Origin of the sequence: Selenomonas sp. WCT3 (genome assembly GCA_900100835.1) — a bacterium.
Lineage (GTDB): Bacteria > Bacillota > Negativicutes > Selenomonadales > Selenomonadaceae > Selenomonas_A > Selenomonas_A ruminantium_E.
In genome coordinates this window covers 214,326-233,989 of sequence record FNCM01000001.1, presented here as the reverse complement: position 1 = coordinate 233,989, position 19,664 = coordinate 214,326, and the positions used below count along the sequence as shown (strand labels likewise).

17 protein-coding genes and 1 other annotated feature are annotated in these 19,664 nt (G+C 51.2%); of the genes, 16 read left to right on the top strand and 1 reads right to left on the bottom strand.

The window, feature by feature from the left end:
• Positions 1-10: 10 nt before the first annotated feature.
• Together BLQ36_RS01200 and BLQ36_RS01195 are read left to right on the top strand one after the other, a co-directional pair.
• The gene (locus BLQ36_RS01200) at positions 11-571 is read left to right on the top strand and encodes a tRNA (mnm(5)s(2)U34)-methyltransferase (protein WP_074513595.1); all 561 of its coding nucleotides are present in this window, start codon (positions 11-13) and stop codon (positions 569-571) included.
• A gap of 24 nt (positions 572-595) precedes the next feature.
• A complete protein-coding gene (locus tag BLQ36_RS01195) occupies positions 596-2,140 on the top strand; it encodes a bifunctional metallophosphatase/5'-nucleotidase (protein WP_074513594.1) in 1,545 nt (514 codons plus the stop codon).
• 195 nt (positions 2,141-2,335) lie between these two features.
• On the opposite strand, the gene BLQ36_RS01190 is transcribed toward BLQ36_RS01195, so the two are convergent.
• A complete protein-coding gene (locus BLQ36_RS01190) occupies positions 2,336-3,568 on the bottom strand; it encodes a VanW family protein (protein WP_074513593.1) in 1,233 nt (410 codons plus the stop codon).
• 126 nt (positions 3,569-3,694) lie between these two features.
• Positions 3,695-3,911: a binding site (T-box leader), on the top strand.
• Positions 3,912-3,946: 35 nt separating this feature from the next.
• Between BLQ36_RS01190 and BLQ36_RS01185 the strand changes: the two genes are divergently transcribed.
• The 14 genes from BLQ36_RS01185 (at position 3,947) to BLQ36_RS01120 (ending at position 19,610) form a co-directional block, all read left to right on the top strand.
• Complete coding sequence (locus tag BLQ36_RS01185) at positions 3,947-6,622, top strand: valine--tRNA ligase (RefSeq protein WP_074513592.1); 2,676 nt, start codon at positions 3,947-3,949, stop codon at positions 6,620-6,622.
• Positions 6,623-6,639: 17 nt separating this feature from the next.
• Positions 6,640-7,944 carry a bifunctional folylpolyglutamate synthase/dihydrofolate synthase gene (locus BLQ36_RS01180; protein ID WP_074513591.1) on the top strand — a complete coding sequence of 435 codons (1,305 nt, stop codon included), beginning with the start codon at positions 6,640-6,642 and terminating at the stop codon, positions 7,942-7,944.
• Positions 7,945-7,948: 4 nt separating this feature from the next.
• Positions 7,949-9,394 (top strand): O-antigen ligase family protein, encoded by a 1,446-nt coding sequence (locus BLQ36_RS01175; protein WP_081342170.1) that lies wholly within the window; start codon positions 7,949-7,951, stop codon positions 9,392-9,394.
• Between the two features lie 13 nt (positions 9,395-9,407).
• Positions 9,408-10,037, top strand: coding sequence for a redox-sensing transcriptional repressor Rex (locus tag BLQ36_RS01170; protein ID WP_074513590.1), 630 nt, complete (start codon positions 9,408-9,410; stop codon positions 10,035-10,037).
• A gap of 295 nt (positions 10,038-10,332) precedes the next feature.
• A complete protein-coding gene (locus BLQ36_RS01165) occupies positions 10,333-11,835 on the top strand; it encodes an acetyl-CoA hydrolase/transferase family protein (RefSeq protein ID WP_074513589.1) in 1,503 nt (500 codons plus the stop codon).
• Between the two features lie 53 nt (positions 11,836-11,888).
• Positions 11,889-13,535 carry an acyl-CoA mutase large subunit family protein gene (locus BLQ36_RS01160; RefSeq protein ID WP_074513588.1) on the top strand — a complete coding sequence of 549 codons (1,647 nt, stop codon included), beginning with the start codon at positions 11,889-11,891 and terminating at the stop codon, positions 13,533-13,535.
• Between the two features lie 58 nt (positions 13,536-13,593).
• On the top strand, positions 13,594-13,989 hold the full coding sequence (locus tag BLQ36_RS01155; RefSeq protein ID WP_033170865.1) for a cobalamin B12-binding domain-containing protein: 396 nt from the start codon (positions 13,594-13,596) through the stop codon (positions 13,987-13,989).
• 143 nt (positions 13,990-14,132) lie between these two features.
• Positions 14,133-15,071, top strand: coding sequence for a methylmalonyl Co-A mutase-associated GTPase MeaB (gene meaB, locus BLQ36_RS01150; RefSeq protein WP_074513587.1), 939 nt, complete (start codon positions 14,133-14,135; stop codon positions 15,069-15,071).
• A 26-nt stretch (positions 15,072-15,097) separates the two neighbouring features.
• Positions 15,098-15,514 carry a methylmalonyl-CoA epimerase gene (gene mce / locus BLQ36_RS01145; RefSeq protein ID WP_074513586.1) on the top strand — a complete coding sequence of 139 codons (417 nt, stop codon included), beginning with the start codon at positions 15,098-15,100 and terminating at the stop codon, positions 15,512-15,514.
• A gap of 117 nt (positions 15,515-15,631) precedes the next feature.
• A complete protein-coding gene (gene mmdA / locus BLQ36_RS01140) occupies positions 15,632-17,161 on the top strand; it encodes a methylmalonyl-CoA decarboxylase subunit alpha (protein ID WP_074513585.1) in 1,530 nt (509 codons plus the stop codon).
• A gap of 17 nt (positions 17,162-17,178) precedes the next feature.
• On the top strand, positions 17,179-17,334 hold the full coding sequence (locus BLQ36_RS01135) for a methylmalonyl-CoA carboxyltransferase (protein WP_074513584.1): 156 nt from the start codon (positions 17,179-17,181) through the stop codon (positions 17,332-17,334).
• Positions 17,335-17,371: 37 nt separating this feature from the next.
• The gene (locus BLQ36_RS01130) at positions 17,372-17,770 is read left to right on the top strand and encodes a biotin/lipoyl-containing protein (protein WP_074513583.1); all 399 of its coding nucleotides are present in this window, start codon (positions 17,372-17,374) and stop codon (positions 17,768-17,770) included.
• A 98-nt stretch (positions 17,771-17,868) separates the two neighbouring features.
• On the top strand, positions 17,869-18,765 hold the full coding sequence (locus BLQ36_RS01125) for a metal ABC transporter substrate-binding protein (RefSeq protein WP_074513582.1): 897 nt from the start codon (positions 17,869-17,871) through the stop codon (positions 18,763-18,765).
• A gap of 164 nt (positions 18,766-18,929) precedes the next feature.
• Positions 18,930-19,610, top strand: a complete 681-nt coding sequence (locus BLQ36_RS01120; protein ID WP_074513581.1) for an MgtC/SapB family protein — start codon at positions 18,930-18,932, stop codon at positions 19,608-19,610.
• Positions 19,611-19,664: the final 54 nt, after the last annotated feature.

Below are 19,664 nucleotides of genomic sequence, written 5' to 3'. Positions count from 1 at the left end.
AAAACGAATTATGCAAACTGTGAGTAATGTAATCAATCTGATGCATCAAGCTATCCTGCCAGCTGTCAGACAGGCGGATGTCATCGTGGATGCCACGGCTGGTAATGGTGGGGACACATTGTTCTTGGCGCAGAATATGAAGGCTTCCTGCCAGCTATATGCCTTTGACATTCAGCCGGAGGCCATTGCCCGGACGAAAGAGCGCACCAGGGATTTTGCGGCACAGATTTGTTATCTGCAGCGAAGTCATGAGGAGATTGATCGGCATGTTGACCGGTCAATCGATGTGGCGATGTTCAATCTCGGGTATTTGCCGGGAGCTGATCATGAAGCTGTGACTAATCACGAAAGCACCCTTAAGGCGGTAAAATGTGTGCTGGCAAAACTTCGCATTCAGGGGATTTGCGCGATTATGGTCTATCCGGGACATCCCGAAGGCAGGATTGAAGCCGATTATTTGGCCGGTTTTTTCCAGAAACTTCCGGCCAGGGATTACACCGTTGGTTGCTACCGGCTGTGGAATCACCGTCCGGAGGCACCTTATGGTTTTATTCTTGAGCGTACCCGCTAAGGGGAATAGAAAGAAGGGGAGAGAATGAAGACGATGCCGATTCGCTGGAGCCATTTCCTAATGGCCATGGTGCTGAGTGCAGCTCTGCTGCTGCCGGTGCCAGCCGTGGCCTCGGTACAGAAAGATGGGGTTCATATCACCATTTTTCATACCAATGACATGCATGGCCGCGTGCTAGAGAGTGATGACAATGGAAAGGCCATTGGCATGAAATGGATTGCCGCTGCCATTTGGCAGCAGAAGGAGGCCGATGCCGACACTTTAGCCTTTGATGCCGGGGATACGCTGCACGGCATGCCGATTATCAATGCCAGCAAGGGGGAGAATATGGCACGTCTCATGAATCTGTCCGGCTATGATGGCATGACGCCGGGAAATCACGATTTTAATTATGGTGCGGTGCAGCTGCAGAAGTTGGCGGGAATGCTGAACTTTCCCATGCTAAGTGCCAATCTGGTGGACCGGGACGAACAGGGCTATGTATTCCGCCCCTATAAAAGCTTTGAGCTAAATGGTGTTCGGATAGCGGTGTTTGGCCTCAGTACTCCGGAGACGGCTTATAAGACCAACAAGGTCAATGTGGAACTGGTTAAATTCCTGAATCCGGTGGATACCGCCAAGAAGCTGGTGCCGAAACTGCGCAAGAATCATGATGTGGTAATCGGTCTCATGCACATGGGACTTGATGCCAGTTCGGAATACACTTCGGCGCGCATCGCTAAGGAAGTGCCGGGAATCGATTTGATTTTGGATGGACACAGTCATACCAAATTGCAAAAGCCGGAAAAAGTGGGAAAGACGCTGATTTGTCAGACTGGTGCCCAGGGGGATTTCCTGGGTAGAGTGGAGCTTATCGTGCGGAACCATAAGCTGCGGAAAGTCAAATCTGTCCTGTTGGACCGGGCGGCTATCGTCAACGAAGTGGAAGGCCCGGATGAAGGCGTCAGCGAAGCCTTGCAGGCAATCGAGGCTGATAATCAGAAGACGGTGGGAAAAGTAGTTACCCAGTCGCCGCGGGAGCTTTCCAGCGCCCGTGAATTGGTGCGCACTCGGGAATCGGAATTGGGAAATCTGACGGCCGATGCCCTGCGGTGGGCGGCACAGGCCGATATCGGTTTAGCCAATGGCGGCGGCCTGCGGGCAAATCTCCCGGCTGGGGCGGTAACCCAGGGAGACCTCTGGAAGATTTTCCCCTTTGGCAATACGCTGAAGCGGGTGGAAATTTCGGGAGCAACTGTCCAAAAGGTATTGGAGCATTCGGTAGAGTATGTTCCCGGTGCCTTTGGCGGCTTTATGGATGTCAGCGGACTTACCTTCACGCTGGATATCGCAGCGCCAGCAGGTAGCCGGGTGAGCAATGTAAAAGTGGCCGGTGAGCCCTTGGACAACCAGCGGCTGTACCAGGTGGCAGTCAGTGATTTTACCGCTGCCGGTGGAGATGGCTATGACATGCTCAAAAATGCCAAGGTGACTGGAGAGTTTGGAACGCTGGAAGAGGTGTTTTCCCAATATCTGAATCAAAAAGGTATCGGCGATATCGCAACCGGCCGCATTCAAATCAAAAAATGAGCAGCAAAAAGCCGTATGCCTATCGGAAAGGATAAGGCATACGGCTTTTTGTTATGTTGGTTTATTTTTGCAGGGCGATATACAGGATATCGTTGGCTAATTTGTCCTTGGAAACTTTTTTCCAGTAAACTTCGTATAAAAAAGGCTATGAAGCTTTGCCCTGGTGGGGGGCTTCATAGCCTTCGGTTATTTTTCTTAGAATGTATCCGTATGCAGGAATTCGCGTTCTACGACTTTGCCGTCCTGTTTCCAGATACGATAGACGGAAGGCCGGGTGCTGGGGCCTTCACTGACCAGCGAAATGGTCTTGCCACCCAGGTCAGCTTTGGTGCCGAGAACGTAAATCGTCAGGGCACTTCCGGAATTGGATACCCGCAGCATTACCGGATGGGGAAGTGGATTCTGGAAGACGAAATCCAACAGACCATCGGCAACGGTGGCATCACGGCCTGCCGGCACATAGCTGGATGGCAGGGAATGATTGGAGCGCTCCGTGGGCTTGAGTCCTGCCAGCAAAATTGCATTGTAAAGGGTGCTGCTTACTTGGCAGACACCACCGCCAACGTCAACGGCTGGTTCGCCGTTGACGATAACGCCGGCATTCTTATAACCCGCCGCGCGGGTGCGCTGGCCGACGACGTTGTTAAAGGATAGGGTGGCCTGGCTGCGAATCAGTGCCCCCTGCAGGTGGCTGGCCGCCAAGCCGATGTTGTCCCCACGGTCGCCGGGATAGAACCGGGTGGTATAGGAGCCAAGAACGGAATCGATATTGGCGATATCTTCATCTAATACAAAGGGCTTGTCTTCTTTGGGCTCAAGTTCGACTTTTGCCGTAAGTTCCAGCGCCTCAAATTTTGGGGCGAGTTCCTCGGCAATGGGAGCTGTATCGAGGGTCAAGCCAGTGACTGCCGGTTTTTTCTGAATAGAGCCGTTGGCCTGCAGGCTGACTTCCGCGTTGGCTGGCGGGGTATCGACTTCTTTTTCGATGGCAGCTAGTTTTTCCTTGAGTTTCTCTTTATCAAAGCTGGCAGTCATGACCACATTTTTGCCGAAAATGGCCAGCTTCATCTGATTGATGAGGTTGGTGGCCGGATTGCTTTCGCGGCCAATGCTGTAAGCCGCGTCGGCAGCTTCATCGACTTTGGCCTGCAAATCGATTTCATTGGGTTGGATATTCCAATGGCGCTCTTTATAGGAAAGCACTGCGGCATTTTTGCTCAGTGCCTTTTTCGCTTCTTTATCAAAATATTTGCGTACTTCTTTTTTGCTCATTCCTGTCAGGGTAGTGCCATTGGACTGAACGCCCATGACCACGCAATCTTGGTTTGCCGTGGATACAGAAATGCAGCTGACTGCAGCTGCGGTAAAGGCTAGTCCTACGATGCCAAGGGCGATAGCCTTGTTCGTGGAAATGGATGAGAAATTCATGATAACCTATACACTCCTACAGTAAATTCTAATATATAGTATAATGCTTAGAATGCTGGGTTGCAATTGGTATTTTCTTAAAGTTGCAAGAAGAAATGAGATATGATAAAATAAACGCCGTATAACAAAAAGGCGAGGAAGAAGAGGAGTACGGCTATCGGTGCTCAAGAGAGAAGACGGTTGGTGTGAGTCTTTGCATCCGATATCGGAAGGTAGCTTTGGAGCTGTCCGGCTGAAAGGGAGTAAGCGGGAACGTTGGCCGCGTTATGGCTAAGAGGCACACGGTTTTTGCCGGTGTGTAAAGATTGGTGGTACCACGATAGCAAGCGCTTTCGTCCTTTTGGGCGAGGCGCTTTATTTAGTTTTAGGAGGTTTATCATGGCAGAGAATCAGGAACAGGGAAACAACATCCCAAAGGTTTATGACCCGCAGTCGTTTGAGAAGAAATGGTATCAGTATTGGGAAGAGAATAAATTCTTCCATGCCGAGGTAGATAAGAGCAAGAAACCCTACAGCATGGTTATTCCGCCGCCGAATGTTACGGGCCAGCTGCACATGGGCCATGCGCTTGACAATACGCTGCAGGATATCCTGATCCGGTATCATCGCATGCAGGGATTCAACACGGTTTGGGTACCGGGCTGCGATCATGCCGGTATTGCGACGCAGGCCAAGGTCGAGGGCGCTCTGCGCGAAGAAGGCACGAACCGCTATGAGCTCGGCCGTGAGAAATTCCTCGAGCGCGTTTGGGATTGGAAAGAGCAGTACGGCAACCGCATCATGTACCAGCTGCGTACGCTTGGTTCTTCCTGTGACTGGGATCGTCAGCGCTTCACGATGGACGAGGGCTGTTCGAAGGCTGTCCGCGAGGTGTTCGTGAGCCTCTATGAAAAGGGACTCATCTATCAGGGCACGCGTATCACGAACTGGTGCCCGGACTGCAATACGGCTATCTCGGATATCGAGGTTGAGCACGAGACGGAGCAGGGTCATCTCTGGCATCTGCGCTATCAGGTCAAAGGTACAGACCAGTATGTCGAAATCGCTACGACCCGTCCGGAGACGATGTTCGGGGATACGGGCGTTGCCGTTCATCCGGACGATGAGCGCTATAAGGACATCGTTGGCAAGACGTTGATCCTGCCGATTGTCAACCGTGAGATTCCGCTGTTTGCCGATGAATACGTCGATAAATCCTTCGGTACTGGTGCCGTAAAGGTTACGCCGGCTCATGACCCGAACGACTTTGAGATGGGACAGCGCCATCACCTCGAAGAAATCAAAGTCATCAGCAATACGGGCAAGATGATGGAAGGTGCCGGCAAGTACGAGGGCATGGACCGCTATGAATGCCGCAAGGCACTCGTCAAAGAGCTCGAAGAGCTCGGCGTTCTCGTTTCGGTGGAAGAGCATGAGCATGCCGTTGGCCATTGTTCGCGCTGCCACAGCACGATAGAGCCGCTGGTTTCCAAGCAGTGGTTCGTCAAGATGGAATCGCTGGCCAAGCCGGCTATCGAGGCGGTAAAGAGCGGCAAGATCCAGTTCGTGCCGGAGCGTTTCTCCAAGACCTATATCCAGTGGCTCGAAAATATTCGTGACTGGTGCATCTCGCGTCAGCTCTGGTGGGGCCATCGCATTCCGGCCTGGTACTGTGACGACTGTGGGCAGACGCACGTTTCGCGCACGGATCTCACGGAGTGCCCGCACTGCCATAGCAAGAACATCCATCAGGATGAAGACGTTCTCGATACCTGGTTCTCGTCGGGCCTCTGGCCGTTCGAGACGATGGGCTGGCCGGAAAAGACCGAGGAACTCGAACATTTCTATCCGACGGCTACGCTCGTTACGGGCTATGATATCATCTTCTTCTGGGTTGCCCGCATGGTCATGATGGGTCTCGAGTTCGGCAAGGATATTCCGTTCAAGCATGTATTTATCCATGGCCTCGTTCGCGACAGCCAGGGCCGCAAGATGAGCAAATCCCTGGGCAATGGTATCGATCCGGTTGAGGTTGTCGAAAAATACGGTGCCGATACGCTGCGCTTCATGCTGATTACGGGCAACACGCCGGGCAACGATATGCGCTTCTATTGGGAACGCGTCGAGTCGGCGCGCAACTTTGCCAATAAGATTTGGAATGCATCGCGCTATATGCTCATGAATCTTGAGGGCTTTGATAAGGATTTCGTGCCAAGCGAAGAAGACTATACGCTGTCTGACCGCTGGATTCTCTCGCGTTATGCGCGCACGGTTCGCGACGTCACGGAGAACCTCGACAAATTCGAACTCGGCGAAGCTGGCCGCATGATTTACGAGTTCCTCTGGAATGAGTTCTGCGACTGGTATATCGAGCTTACGAAAGCCCGCCTTTACGATACGGAAAATGTCCGGGCCCGCAATACGGCGCTCTATGTGCTTTCCCATGTCCTCGAGGGCACGCTGCGCCTGTTGCATCCGTTCATGCCGTTCCTCACCGAGGAAATCTGGCAGAAAGTGCCGCATGCGGAAAATGTCAAGAGCATCATGATTTCCGAGTGGCCGCAGGCTGATGCTGCCCGTATCAGCGATGAAACGGAAGCACAGATGACGGCTATCATGGAGAGCATCAAATCCATCCGCAACATGCGCGCAGAAGTTGGGGCGGCTCCGAGCAAGAAGAGCGAAGTCATCCTGAACTTCAAGGATGAGTCGCTGCGGGCAGTATTTGCTGAGAATACGGGCTACCTCGACAAGCTGGCTTCTTCGGATCCGGTTACGATTTTGCCGGCTGGTGCAGAGGCACCGGAAAACGCCATGGCTGGTGTCGTAAACGGCGTCGAGATTTATCTGCCGCTTAAAGGCCTTATCGATGTGGAGAAGGAGACAGCCCGTCTCAATAAAGAGCTGGAGAAACTCGAGAAGGAAATCAAACGCCTTACGGGTAAGCTCAGCAATGAAGGCTTCTTGAGCAAAGCTCCGGAGCAGGTTGTTGCTGGTGAGAAAGAGAAACTCGCTGGCTATGAAGAAAAGAAAAAATCGGTGGAGAGCCGCATTCAGGATTTGGCGAAGCTCTAAGATAGGAGAATCGTAACATGAATTATCAGGAAGCCCTCGCCTATCTGGAGGGGCTGAATATCTTTGGCATCAAGCTGGGGCTTTCGCGCATCCAGCGGCTGCTGGAGCTCCTGGATGTGCCGCAGGACCGGTATCGCACCATCCATGTGACTGGTACGAATGGCAAAGGCTCGGTGTCGGCGATGCTCGCCGGCATCCTGCGCCGTTCGGATATCCACACGGGCATGTACAGTTCGCCGCATCTGGTCTCCTATACGGAGCGCATCCAGGTGGATGGCCAGCCCATAAGCGAGCAGGAATTTGCCGACTGCCTGAGCACCATCCGCACCTATGTGGAGCAGATGGTAGCCGAAGGCGATGAGTGCCCGACCCAGTTCGAGGTGCTGACGGCGCTGGCATTCTTCTATTTTGCCATGCGTCATGTGGAGTACGCAGTCATCGAGGTTGGCCTCGGCGGTCTGCTTGATTCGACCAACGTCATCACGCCGGAGGTTTCGGTCATCACCAATGTGACTTTTGAGCATGCGGACCGCTGTGGCGGAACCCTGGAGGGGATTGCCCACCATAAAGCGGGCATTATCAAAGATGGTGTTCCGGTGGTTACGGCTGCCAAAGGGGTTCCGCTGGATATTCTCCGCCAAGAGGCAGCCAAGCGGAATGCCGATATCTTTGTGGCTGGGGAAGATTTCCATACTGAGTATATTTCCTGTGACGGACGCACGCAGCAGCTGGAATTTACTTCCGAACTGCTGGGGGTTATGAAAGTTCCCTACGAGCTTCATCTACTCGGGCGTCATCAGGTAGAGAACAGTGCTTTGGCGGTGATGGCAGCCAATCTGATTCACAACATCGATGAACGAGTCAAGGAGGAGCATATTGCGGAAGCCTTGAAACTGGTCACCTGGCCGGCGCGCTTTGAGCGCGTGGACATAAAAGACCAGGTGGTAATCGTCGATGGTGCCCATAATCCGGCTGGCATGGAGGCCTTGCGCAGCAGTCTGGACTTGTATTTTCCGGCAGAGCAGCGCGTGCTGCTGTTGGGAATCTTGAAGGATAAGGATATCGAGGCAATGCTCGATATCCTGCTGCGTCCTAATGATACGGTGGTGGTGACCGTTCCCGATTCGGAGCGGGCAGCCGAGCCTCAGGAATTGGCGAAGCAGGTGGCACCCCATGTGCAGCATGTGGAGGCAATTGCCGACAATGGCGAAGCACTGAATCGCGCCTTGGAATTGGCCAATCAGGAAAAACTGTTGGTCATAGCCGGTTCTTTATATCTCGTTGGCGGAGTCCGTCAGCTCTTATTGAAACGGAAGGGGTGATAGTATGTCATCAAAATCCGAAGCGGCAGCTATGCGGGAGTTGCGCCAACGCCGTCGGCAGGCTGCCAGAGAAAAGTGGTGCCAGCGCTTCAAAAAATGGTCCTGGTTTGCCGTTCTGGCAGAGGCCTTTTTGCTGGCACTATGGCCGCCAGGAGCAACGATTGCCTTGCTTCTTGGTGTCGTTTTTACCCTTTTGCGGTTTCGCACGGATAAGGAATTTAAATACCGGCATTTTCCGTTCGATGTTCCCGTCTGTCTGTTCATCCTAATCAGTGGGGCTTCGGTGCTGGGGTCACCAGACCGGGGATTCAGTTTTTACAACTGGTATAACCTGGTTGGTGTTTATGCTCTGACGTATTTCTTGGTGGGGCAGCAAGTGCGGGAGGTAAAGCAGTTCAAACAATTGCTGATGGCCTTAGGGACATCAGCGCTGGTGGTTATCCTTTACGGTTTTTACCAGTACATCTTTGGCATTGATATCAGTGCGATGAAGTGGGTGGATGGTGACGCTTTCCCAGAGCTTCGCAAGCGGGTTTTTTCCACCTGGGAGAATCCGAATATCTTGGCAGGTTATCTGGATATCGTTATCTGTCTTGCCTTTGGTCTCTTTGTCAAGGCTGACAGCAAACCCAAGCGCATCGTGCTGGGAACTTTCATATTGGCAGCAGCAGCCTGCCTGGCCATGACTTATGCCCGGGGAGCCCTGCTGGTCATTGTGGCGATTTTTATCCTGTATGGCATGGTAAAGGACTGGCGGGTACTAGCAGCCTGTGTGGTGGTAGGCGGCGTGCTGTTGCTGGCCGACCCGGTGCTCTATGAGCGGCTGGCGTCGGTGTTTACCAAGGTGGACACCTCGTCAGAAATGCGTTTGGCCTTTTGGGAGAGTTCTATTGCCATGATTCAGGACCATCCCTTTCTGGGCATCGGTTGGGGTGCCTATTGGATGGTTTATCCGGAATACGACTTTTATCTTCAGGGGGCTGATATTCGCATCGTTCATGCCCATAACTTGTATCTTAACTATGCGGTGGAAATCGGTATTCCGGGAGCAATTGCCTTCTTGTGGTATCTGTTTGGAACCATGATTATGGCTTTGCGCCAGAAATTCCAGCCCCCGGCGCCGGAACCACTGGAGGAGACTCCTTTTGATTACAACGAAGAAGCTGCTGCCGATGTGGAATTACAGAAGGTGGCAGAAAGTGTAAAACAAGAAACTGCAGAACCGGTAATTCCCTTTTGGCAGGACTTTGCCGGTTGGCTGGATTACCGTCTGCTGGCTGGGTTGTCCCTGGGCGTGGGACTGGCAATCCTGTCGGTGGCCCTCAATGGCTTTACCGATGATTTACTGTTTAACATTCCATCGTCGATGTTCTTGTGGATGTTGGCAGCGCTGGCGGCAACAGTGGCGGCCGTTAATGCCGGAGATGAGGACATAAGCGAAGAAGAATAAGGGAGGCGTTACGATGAAGGGTCAGGTAAATATATCCAAGGCAACGATTGACCGCCTTCCGTTATATTTTCGTACCCTGCGGCTGGCTCAGGATGAGGGGATTGATATCATCTCCTCGGATGAGCTGGGGCGCAGGCTGGGAATCACACCAGAGCAAATCCGCAAAGACCTGGCGTCATTCGGTCAGTTTGGTAAGAAGGGCGTAGGGTATTACGTCAACGAGCTCAAGCGCAATGTGGGTGAGATTTTAGGACTGGACAACCATTGGAACATTGCCGTGGTTGGCATCGGTCATCTCGGCGAGGCGCTGGCGAACTACCAGAATTTTGTAAGTCTTGGCTTCAATTTGGTGGCGCTGTTTGACCAGGACCCCAAGGTCATTGGCAAAACCGTCAATCATGTTGTGGTAGAAGATATCCGCAATATGCAGAAGGTGGTCAAAGAGCGCAACATCCAGATTGGCATCATAGCGGTGCCGGCGGCCTTTGCTCAGGGCGTAGCAGATAAGCTGGTGGCAGCCGGGGTGAAAGGGATATGGAACTTTGCACCAATCAAGATGGAAGTCCCCGATTCGATGCATATCATCAATGAGGATTTATCAATTGGTCTTAGTAGTTTGTCCTATTATATCACGCGGAAGTGATTCATAAAATTTATCTCATAATGTTTTTGACACAGTTGTGTGAAAATGTCGGAAAACGGCGTCAAGTCAATCTTGACGCCGTTTTCTTTTCGTGTTATTCTTAGGCAAGGGACATAATTATAGCATACTGTTACGATAATCTATGATTATAATTCATCGTGTCAATAACTTCATGTTATACTTTGTGGACACAATGAATCGTAAAAAAGAATACGAAACAAGATGCGGCGTCCTAATCGTTAAAATCTGTTGCCGGAACCGAAGATGGGTCGGCACTGATGAGGGAGGATTTTCTATGATTGATATTCTCGATCGCGTGCGTAACAAAGCATTGCAGGCGAAAATTGTCACGGCTGAGGAAGCAGCAGCATTCTTCAAGCAGGACATGAACGTCGCCATGAGTGGATTTACAGCATCGGCTTATCCGAAGGCTGTTCCACTGGCACTCGCTGAGCGTATGAAAAAGGAACCATTCACGATTAACCTTTGGACAGGTGCCTCGACGGGCCCGGAGCTTGATGAAGCTCTAGCGGCTGTTCATGGTATCAAGAAACGTCTGCCGTACCAGACGGATAAGATTTTGCGCAGTGAAATCAATGATGGCTCGGTGGATTATCTCGACCTTCATCTTTCGGAATCTGCGCAGCTGGGCCGTTGTGGGTATCTCGGCAAGACGGACGTAGCTGTTGTTGAGGCATGCGCCATTACCGAGGAAGGTAATATCATCCCGACAACGTCCTTGGGTAACGCCGCTTCGTATGTACAAAGTGCTGATGTGGTCATCGTTGAAGTCAATACTTCCCAGCCACTGGACCTGGAAGGCATGCATGATGTCTATGTGCCGATGGACCCGCCAAACCGCCTGCCGATTCCTATCGTAAAGGCTAATGACCGGGTGGGAACGCCTTACATTCCCTGCACACCGGAAAAAATCAAATACATCGTTCCTTGCGATATTCCGGATCATACCCGTCCGCTGAAGCCGATTGATGAAGATTCTAAGAAGATGAGCCAGTTTACACTGGAGTTCCTTAACAAGGAAATCGAAGCTGGCCGTATGCCGAAGAATTTGCTACCCCTGCAGTCTGGTGTTGGCAACGTGGCCAATGCAGTTATCGCTGGTTTTGTGGATTCTGACCTGAAAGACCTGACGGTTTACACCGAAGTCATTCAGGACGGTATGCTGGATCTTATCGATGCGGGCAAATTGAACTTCGCATCGGGCACGGCCTTCAGCCCATCGCCGGAGGGCATGGCTCGTTTCTACAAGGATGTAGCAAAATACAAGAAATATTTGCTGCTGCGTCCGGAGGAAATCTCCAACAGTCCGGAAGTTGTCCATCGCTTAGGGGTCATTGCCATGAATACGGCCATCGAAGTTGATATCTATGGCAATGTCAATTCGACCCATATTACGGGCACGAAGATGATGAACGGTATCGGCGGCAGCGGCGACTTTGCCCGCAACGCATACCTCACCATCTTCTACACGCCGTCCATTGCCAAAGAGGGCAAGATTTCGGCAGTAGTTCCTTTCTGTTCCCATATCGACCACACGGAGCACGATGTGGACATCATCATTACGGAGCAGGGCATTGCCGATTTGCGTGGCAAGGCACCCCGTGAGCGCGCTTTAGAGATAATTAACAATTGTGCGCATCCAAGTTATCGTCCTATCCTGCTGGATTATTTCAAACGGGCCGATGAAAAACTCAAACACGTCCATACGCCGCATCTTCTTCACGAGGCGCTTTCCTTCCACGAACGCTTCATTGAGAATGGCAGCATGGCAAAATAAAAATTGAACATCGTATAGAAATAGATACTGAATGAATCAGGAGGAATTTCCTAATGAGCAATGAGAAAATCCAAGCTGAGCTTGAAAAATACGAAGCCAGTGTAGAAAAAGCAATCGCACGTTTCCCCGAGCGTGAACATCTGCCGGAGAAACGCCTTTATACGCCGCTAGACATTAAGGATACGGATTATGCCGATGAGTTGAGTTTCCCTGGTGTTTATCCATATACCCGTGGCGTTCAGCCCACGATGTATCGCGGCCGTTTCTGGACGATGCGTATGTATGCTGGTTTCTCTACTGCTGAAGAGTCCAACAAGCGTTATCGCATGTTGATTGAAAATGGTGCAACGGGCCTGTCCTGTGCTTTTGACTTGCCGACGCAGATTGGTTATGATTCCACGGATCCAATCTCCGAAGGCGAGGTCGGTAAAGTCGGTGTTGCCATCGACTCGCTGGCAGATATGGAAACGCTCTTTGACCAGATTGACCTTGGTAAGGTCTCCACGTCGATGACCATCAATGCTCCAGCTTCGGTTCTTTTGGCTATGTACATCGCTGTAGCTGAGAAACAGGGGGTACCTGCTGACCAGCTGCGTGGTACGATTCAGAACGATATTCTCAAGGAGTATGCTGCCCGCGGTACGTATATCTTCCCGCCGCGTCCATCCATGCGCCTTATCACGAACATCTTCGAGTATTGTTCGAAAAACGTACCCAAATGGAATACCATTTCGATTTCGGGCTATCACATTCGTGAGGCAGGTTCCACGGCTGCCCAGGAAATCGCCTTCACGATTGCCGATGGCATCGCTTACTGCGAGGCGGCTATCAAAGCTGGCCTAAAAATTGACGATTTTGCTGGCCGTCTGTCCTTCTTCTGGAATGCGCATAACAACGTTTTGGAAGAGGTAGCCAAGTTCCGTGCTTCTCGTCGTATTTGGGCGAAAGTCATGAAAGAGCGTTTCCATGCTCAGAGTGACAAGAGCATGAAACTGCGTTTCCATACGCAGACGGCTGGTTCGATGCTGACGGCTCAGCAGCCGAACAACAACATCGTTCGTGTTGCCTTGCAGACGGCAGCTGCTGTCATGGGCGGCACCCAGTCCCTGCACACGAACTCTCGGGATGAGGCTTTGGCTCTGCCAACCCAGGAATCCGTTACGATTGCTCTGCGTACCCAGCAGATTGTTGCGTATGAGAGCGGCTTGGCTGATGTCATCGATCCGCTGGCTGGTTCCTACTATGTGGAGGCTATGACGAACAAGATTGAGGCGGAAGCTTGGGATTACATCAAGAAAATCGATGACCTCGGTGGTGCAGTTGCCGCTATCGAGAAGGGCTACATCCAGAAGGAAATTCAGGATTCTGCTTATAAATGGCAGATGGATGTGGAATCTGGTGCCCGTACGATTGTCGGTGTCAATAAATTCCAGATGGAAGAAGAACCTCCAAAAGGCCTGCTGAAAGTCGACGAAGCTGTCGGCGAGCGTCAGAAGGCAAAGGTTGAGGCTATGAAAGCGAAACGTGATAATGAGGCGGTAAAAGCGGCCCTGGCTGATCTTAAGAAGGCTTGCCAGGATGAGAATGAAAACCTCATGCCGCATATCCTCGCTGCCGTTAAGACCTATGCAACCCTTGGTGAGATTTGCAACGTCATGCGTGAGGTATTCGGCGAATATGAGGCTCATGTCAGCCTGTAATCGCCCGCTTTAAAAGAATCGTACAGTAATAGCGTTTGCGTTTTTGGAGGAATTCACAATGGAAAAGAAAATCAGAGTTTTAGTTGCTAAACCAGGCCTTGACGGTCATGACCGCGGGGCGAAGGTCGTTGCCCGCGCCCTGCGCGATGCTGGCTTTGAGGTTATCTATACGGGCCTTCGCCAGACGCCGGAGCAGATTGCTGAAGCAGCGCTGCAGGAGGACGTCAATGTGGTTGCTATGAGCATCCTCTCGGGGGCCCACGGTCATCTCTTCCCCAAAGTCGTTGACCTTGTCCGCAAAAACGGCATGACAGATGCGCTTATCATCGGTGGTGGCGTTATTCCGGAAGGCGACATCCCGGCCCTTAAAGAGGCTGGTGTTTCGGCGGTATTCACGCCGGGAACGCCGACCAGCGAAGTGGTCAAATACATCAATGAGAATGTAAAACTTTAAAAAGGCAGCGGTGCTGGGAACAGGACCAGGGGAGCGGGTTCCGGTCCTCTGGCCCAAACCTGGCACTGTTTTACTGTTTCGCACTGTGAACTGGTTTTTCCGTTAGAGTTCACAATAAATACTACCGAAAAGGTGGTGGCAGGATGGACATAGCAGAAGAATTACTTAAAGGCAATCGGCTGGCACTTTCTCGGGCAATTACTGCCATCGAGAATGAGTACGATGAAGCGACGGATATCATGAAGAAGCTTTATCCCCATACTGGCCATGCCTATGTATTGGGTATCACGGGTCCACCGGGGGCAGGAAAAAGCACGTTATCGGATAAGATAGCCCGCGAATATCGTGCCCAGGGCAAGACCGTTGGTATTATAGCTGTCGACCCGACCAGTCCATTTACGGGCGGCGCCATATTAGGTGACCGCATTCGCATGAATGGGCTGACTCTTGACGAGGGAGTCTTTATCCGCAGTATGGGCACCCGTGGCAGTCTCGGTGGTTTATCCCATAAAACCGCTGACGCGGTCAAGGCCATGGATGCTTTTGGAAAGGACATCATTATCGTCGAAACTGTTGGCGTCGGTCAGTCAGAAGTGGATATCGTTAAAGCTGCCGATACGACCATGGTCGTATTGATTCCCGGCATGGGGGATGATATCCAGGCAATTAAGGCCGGCATTTTGGAGATCGGCGACCTGTACTGCATCAACAAGTCAGACCTTGATGGGGCAGACAAATTGGTTCGCGAAATCAACATGATGCTGGACCTGGACAGCCTGATGACGGAATGGCGCCCACCGATTACCAAGGTGGTGGCCAGCCAGAATGAGGGCATTACAGAACTCTTGGATACCGTAGAAAAACACCGGACGCATATCGAAGGCAATGGACAATTGACTGAGCGCCGCACGAAGCGTACCCGTGATGAAATGCTCGATATCCTCAGCAGCAACATCGGCACATACATCAAGGGCAAGATCGTGGACAGCGGTCGCCTTGATGGCTATGTCGAGCAAATCAAGCAGCATGAAACAGACCCGTATACCGTCATCGGTCAGGTCATGGATGAGATGCTGAAATAATTATTAATCCGAATGGAGGGTTCATTATGTTTAAAGTATTAGGCGTAGATCATATCGGTATTGCTGTTTCGGACCTCAAGGAAGTCGGTTCTTTCTGGGGCGGTACGTTGGGACTTCCCGACAACGGTGAGGAAACCGTTGCCGAGCAGAAGGTAACTACGGGGTTCTTCCCCACGCCGAATGGCAGCGAAATCGAGTTGCTGGCAGCAACGGATGAAACCTCTCCTATCGCTAAATTCATTGAAAAGAATGGTGGCCGCGGTGGCATTCAGCACATTGCTCTGCGGGTGGATAATCTTGAGGCCGCTTTGGCCGACCTCAAAGAGCAGGGGGTTCGTCTGATTGACGAGAAACCGCGTATCGGTGCTGGTGGTGCTAAAATTGCTTTTGTTCATCCGAAGGCTTCCCATGGTGTTCTCCTGGAACTTTGCCAGCGTGATTAATACCTGGTATTAAATTAGTCTTGCAATTTTCACACAAATAGTGCAAAATAGAGATTGCAGTACATGAGAAATATGTCGCAGACTATTTTCTCACAAGCTAATTATAGGAGGTATATAATGGCTACTGTTCAGGAAAAAATTGACTTAATGAATGCAAAGAAAGAGCATATCATGCAGGGCGGCGGTCAGGCCCGCATCGAGAAGCAGCATGCAAAGGGCAAACAGACTGCCCGCGAGCGCATCAACAAGCTGTTCGATGAGGGAACTTTCGTTGAGCTCGATATGTTTATGAAGCATCGTTGCACGAATTTTGGTCAGGACAAAAAAGAACTTCCGGGTGAAGGTGTAGTAACGGGATATGGTACGGTTGATGGCCGTCTTGTCTACGCTTATGCACAGGATTTCACCGTTGAGGGTGGATCGCTGGGTGAAAAACATGCGCATAAGATCTGGAAAGTTATGGACCTTGCCATGAAGATGGGCGCACCGTGCATCGGTATCAACGACTCGGGCGGCGCTCGTATCCAGGAAGCCGTTGACGCCCTGTCTGGTTATGGCGGTATCTTCTATCGCAATACGGCAGCTTCTGGTGTAATTCCGCAGATTTCCGTAATCATGGGACCCTGCGCAGGCGGTGCTGTATACAGCCCGGCTATCACGGACTTCATATACATGGTAAAGAACACCAGTCAGATGTTCATCACGGGCCCGGCAGTTATCAAGTCGGTAACGGCTGAGGAAGTTACGGCTGAGGCTCTGGGCGGTGCTATGACCCATAATACCCGCAGCGGTGTTGCTCATTTCGCAGCTGAGGATGAGGACGACTGCATCAAGCAGATTCGTTACCTGCTTTCCTTCCTGCCCAGCAACAATATGGAAGATGCACCCATCATGGAGACCGGTGATGACCCGGACCGTCAGGATGAAAGCCTGAACTCGGTAATTCCGGACAACCCGAACATGCCATACGATATGAAGGATGTAATTCGTTCCCTCGTTGATAACGGTGAGTTCTACGAAGTACAGGAATTCTTTGCTACGAATATCATTTGCTGCTTTGCCCGTTTCGATGGCCGCAGCGTAGGTATTATCGCCAACCAGCCGAAAGTTATGGCTGGCTGCCTGGATGTTGATGCGTCGGATAAATCCGCCCGTTTCATCCGCTTCTGCGATGCCTTCAATATTCCTCTCGTCAACCTCGTTGATGTACCGGGCTTCCTGCCAGGTGTCAACCAGGAGCACAACGGCATTATCCGTCATGGTGCCAAGATGCTGTACGCTTACAGTGAGGCTACGGTTCCTAAAGTTACGGTCATTACCCGTAAGGCTTATGGCGGTTCCTACATCGCTATGTGCTGCCGCGAACTTGGCGCTGATCAGGTTATGGCTTGGCCGACGTCGGAAATCGCTGTTATGGGCCCGGCTGGTGCAGCAAACATCATTTTCCGCAAAGACCCGGATAAGGATGCTAAGACGGCAGAGTATGTTGAAAACTTCGCAACGCCGTATGTTGCCGCAGAGCGTGGCTATGTTGATATGGTTATTGAGCCGAAGGAGACGCGTCCGCGCATCATCACGGCCCTCAATGCACTGGCTAGCAAGCGCGAAGTTGGCCCGTCCAAGAAACACGGCAATATTCCGCTTTAAGCAAAGAGGTGCACGTTATGAAAACCGAAGCAAATGGCGTATCGCCTGAGGTAGTAGCCGCTATCACGGCTGCTGTTCAGATGATGATGTCGAATAAAGTTATCGCTGTCCGCATCAAGCGCAGCGACGTTTGGGCATTGTCCGCTAGAGGCGGCTTGGTCAAACAGTTCTGATTGATTCCGAAGTAGAACGTATTTGGAGGAATTCTTAATGAAAAAGTTCAATATCACCGTTAACGGCACGGCTTATGAAGTAGAAGTTGAGGAAGTAAAATCCGCAGCTGCAGCAGCTCCGAAAGCTGCTCCGGCTCCGGCAGCACCGGCAGCTCCGAAAGCAGCCCCGGCTCCAGCAGCACCAGCTGCTCCGGCTAAAGCTGCCGTTGCCGCAGGTGCTGGTGAGCATTCCATCGATGCTCCGATGCCGGGCAAGATCGTGAAGCTCGTAGCCAGCGAAGGCCAGGCTGTTAAAGCTGGTGACACGCTGCTGATTCTCGAGGCTATGAAGATGCAGAATGAGATTGCTGCTGATGCTGACGGCGTTGTTAAGACGTTCAACGTAGCAGCTGGCCAGAGCGTAAAAGCTCATGATTCTCTCGTAATTCTTGGCTGATTTGCTGATGAACAGGCCTTCCCATTTGGGAAGGCTTTTTTGCTGGATATTTGCTTTGCGATAGGCAGAGGGACGGCAATCACCGAAAGGAGTTTCCTGTGAAGAAATTAGCTATTATCGTATCGTTGTTGGTGTTGTTTTGCTTTGCTGTGACGGGATGCAGTAAACCACAGCCGGCAGCCAAAAAGAATTTCACCATCGTCACATCTTTCTATCCCATGTACATCGATGTCATTAATATCACCAAAGATGTCGATGGGGTTGAGGTCATCAATATGACGAAGCCGCAGACGGGATGTTTGCATGATTATCAGCTGACCACGGAAGATATGAAAACGCTGGAAAAGGCGGATGTCTTGGTGGCAAATGGTGCTGGCATGGAAAACTTCCTGGAGAAGGCGGCCAAGCAGAATAAGAAATTAAAGATAATCGAAGCGTCAAACTATGACCACATTCAATTATTGAAGGATGGCGAGGAAGAGAACCCGCATGTTTGGACAGCTGTGACGTATGCCATTGATCAGGTAAAGGCAATTACGGTGCAGCTCTGTGAGGCGGATCCGGAGCATAAGGAACAGTACCGCAAGAATGCGCTGGATTATGTCATGAAGCTCGAGGCTTTGCGCAAGGAAATGCATGAGCAGCTGGACGATTTGCCTCATAAGGATATTGTGACCTTTCATGAGGCGTTTCCTTATCTGGCCAGGGAGTTCAAGCTGAATATCGTGGGCGTGATTGAACGGGAACCGGGCACGGAACCGACGCCGCAGGAGCTGGAGCAGGTTATTGCGAAGGTAAGGGAACTGCCGGTAAAGGTTTTGTTCGCAGAACCGCAGTATTCGCCAGCAGCTGCGGAAACCATAGCCCGGGAAACTGGAGCAAAGATTTATACGCTGGACCCGGTGGTGACTGGTGAGGCAACCCCGGACGCCATGGATGCCTATATAAATGCAATGAAAAGGAACATGGAAGTACTGAAGGAGGCCTTGAAATAAAATCCGAACTCCCGGATTGGTGTGTTTGACAGATTCCGTGTGGTTATTTACAATAGGTGTATCAAAATCATATCTCGTTTTTAAGGGTGACTGACCAATGCATTGGAGGTCCCAGACAACGTTGTCAAAACGATGTCTGGGATTTTTTATATGGAGGGAAGAATATGGTTCCAGAATATGAAATTCTTTTTCGGTTGGCACTGGCTGCTGTTTTGGGGGGCTTGGTAGGGTATGAACGGCAGTCTAGAAAAAAGTCTGCTGGGCTTCGCACTAATTTGATTGTTTCGCTGGGGGCCTGCCTGATGATGATTCTTTCGTTAGCTATGTATTGGAGCATGGAGGATAAGAGCAATGGAGATCCTGCCCGGATTGCTGCTCAGGTTGTGAGTGGTATGGGTTTTTTGGGGGCAGGGGCGATTATGAAGGAAGGACTGACGGTTACAGGCCTGACAACTGCGGCTTGCCTGTGGATAGTGGCAGGAATAGGCCTGGCCGTGGGGGCTGGTTTATATATCGAGGCATTGTTTACCACGGCATTTGTTTTTGTGGCTTTGAATGCTTTGACGCATATCGATGATTTTTTTGAACACAGAAAGAAAACAGCGGTAGAAATTTGTCTGGTCAATAATCCTGGGGAGCTGAAGCGTATTCATAAGAAGCTGGAGGTATTTCAGTTAAAGGTTGGACGGTTTAGTGTGCAGGAAAATGGTGAGGGGCTGGGGGCAGATAGTGCCTATTTGATTCTAAAAATGGATTTGCTCTTTGAAAAAGAAGAAGCAGTCACGGATATTATTGACTATCTCAATACCTTGGATACCGTGCTGTGGGTGGAGAAACGCTGCTAGTAGGATTTTGCCTATGGCAAAATTTGAGCAATGGCGTTATAATAGAATAAAAGT

Excerpts from the sequence above, each read along its gene's own strand:
- BLQ36_RS01200 (WP_074513595.1), top strand. The coding sequence starts at position 11 with ATGCAAACTGTGAGTAATGTAATCAATCTGATGCATCAAGCTATCCTG.
- BLQ36_RS01195 (WP_074513594.1), top strand. The coding sequence starts at position 596 with ATGAAGACGATGCCGATTCGCTGGAGCCATTTCCTAATGGCCATGGTG.
- BLQ36_RS01190 (WP_074513593.1), bottom strand. The coding sequence starts at position 3,568 with ATGAATTTCTCATCCATTTCCACGAACAAGGCTATCGCCCTTGGCATC.
- BLQ36_RS01185 (WP_074513592.1), top strand. The coding sequence starts at position 3,947 with ATGGCAGAGAATCAGGAACAGGGAAACAACATCCCAAAGGTTTATGAC.
- BLQ36_RS01180 (WP_074513591.1), top strand. The coding sequence starts at position 6,640 with ATGAATTATCAGGAAGCCCTCGCCTATCTGGAGGGGCTGAATATCTTT.
- BLQ36_RS01175 (WP_081342170.1), top strand. The coding sequence starts at position 7,949 with ATGTCATCAAAATCCGAAGCGGCAGCTATGCGGGAGTTGCGCCAACGC.
- BLQ36_RS01170 (WP_074513590.1), top strand. The coding sequence starts at position 9,408 with ATGAAGGGTCAGGTAAATATATCCAAGGCAACGATTGACCGCCTTCCG.
- BLQ36_RS01165 (WP_074513589.1), top strand. The coding sequence starts at position 10,333 with ATGATTGATATTCTCGATCGCGTGCGTAACAAAGCATTGCAGGCGAAA.
- BLQ36_RS01160 (WP_074513588.1), top strand. The coding sequence starts at position 11,889 with ATGAGCAATGAGAAAATCCAAGCTGAGCTTGAAAAATACGAAGCCAGT.
- BLQ36_RS01155 (WP_033170865.1), top strand. The coding sequence starts at position 13,594 with ATGGAAAAGAAAATCAGAGTTTTAGTTGCTAAACCAGGCCTTGACGGT.
- meaB (WP_074513587.1), top strand. The coding sequence starts at position 14,133 with ATGGACATAGCAGAAGAATTACTTAAAGGCAATCGGCTGGCACTTTCT.
- mce (WP_074513586.1), top strand. The coding sequence starts at position 15,098 with ATGTTTAAAGTATTAGGCGTAGATCATATCGGTATTGCTGTTTCGGAC.
- mmdA (WP_074513585.1), top strand. The coding sequence starts at position 15,632 with ATGGCTACTGTTCAGGAAAAAATTGACTTAATGAATGCAAAGAAAGAG.
- BLQ36_RS01135 (WP_074513584.1), top strand. The coding sequence starts at position 17,179 with ATGAAAACCGAAGCAAATGGCGTATCGCCTGAGGTAGTAGCCGCTATC.
- BLQ36_RS01130 (WP_074513583.1), top strand. The coding sequence starts at position 17,372 with ATGAAAAAGTTCAATATCACCGTTAACGGCACGGCTTATGAAGTAGAA.
- BLQ36_RS01120 (WP_074513581.1), top strand. The coding sequence starts at position 18,930 with ATGGTTCCAGAATATGAAATTCTTTTTCGGTTGGCACTGGCTGCTGTT.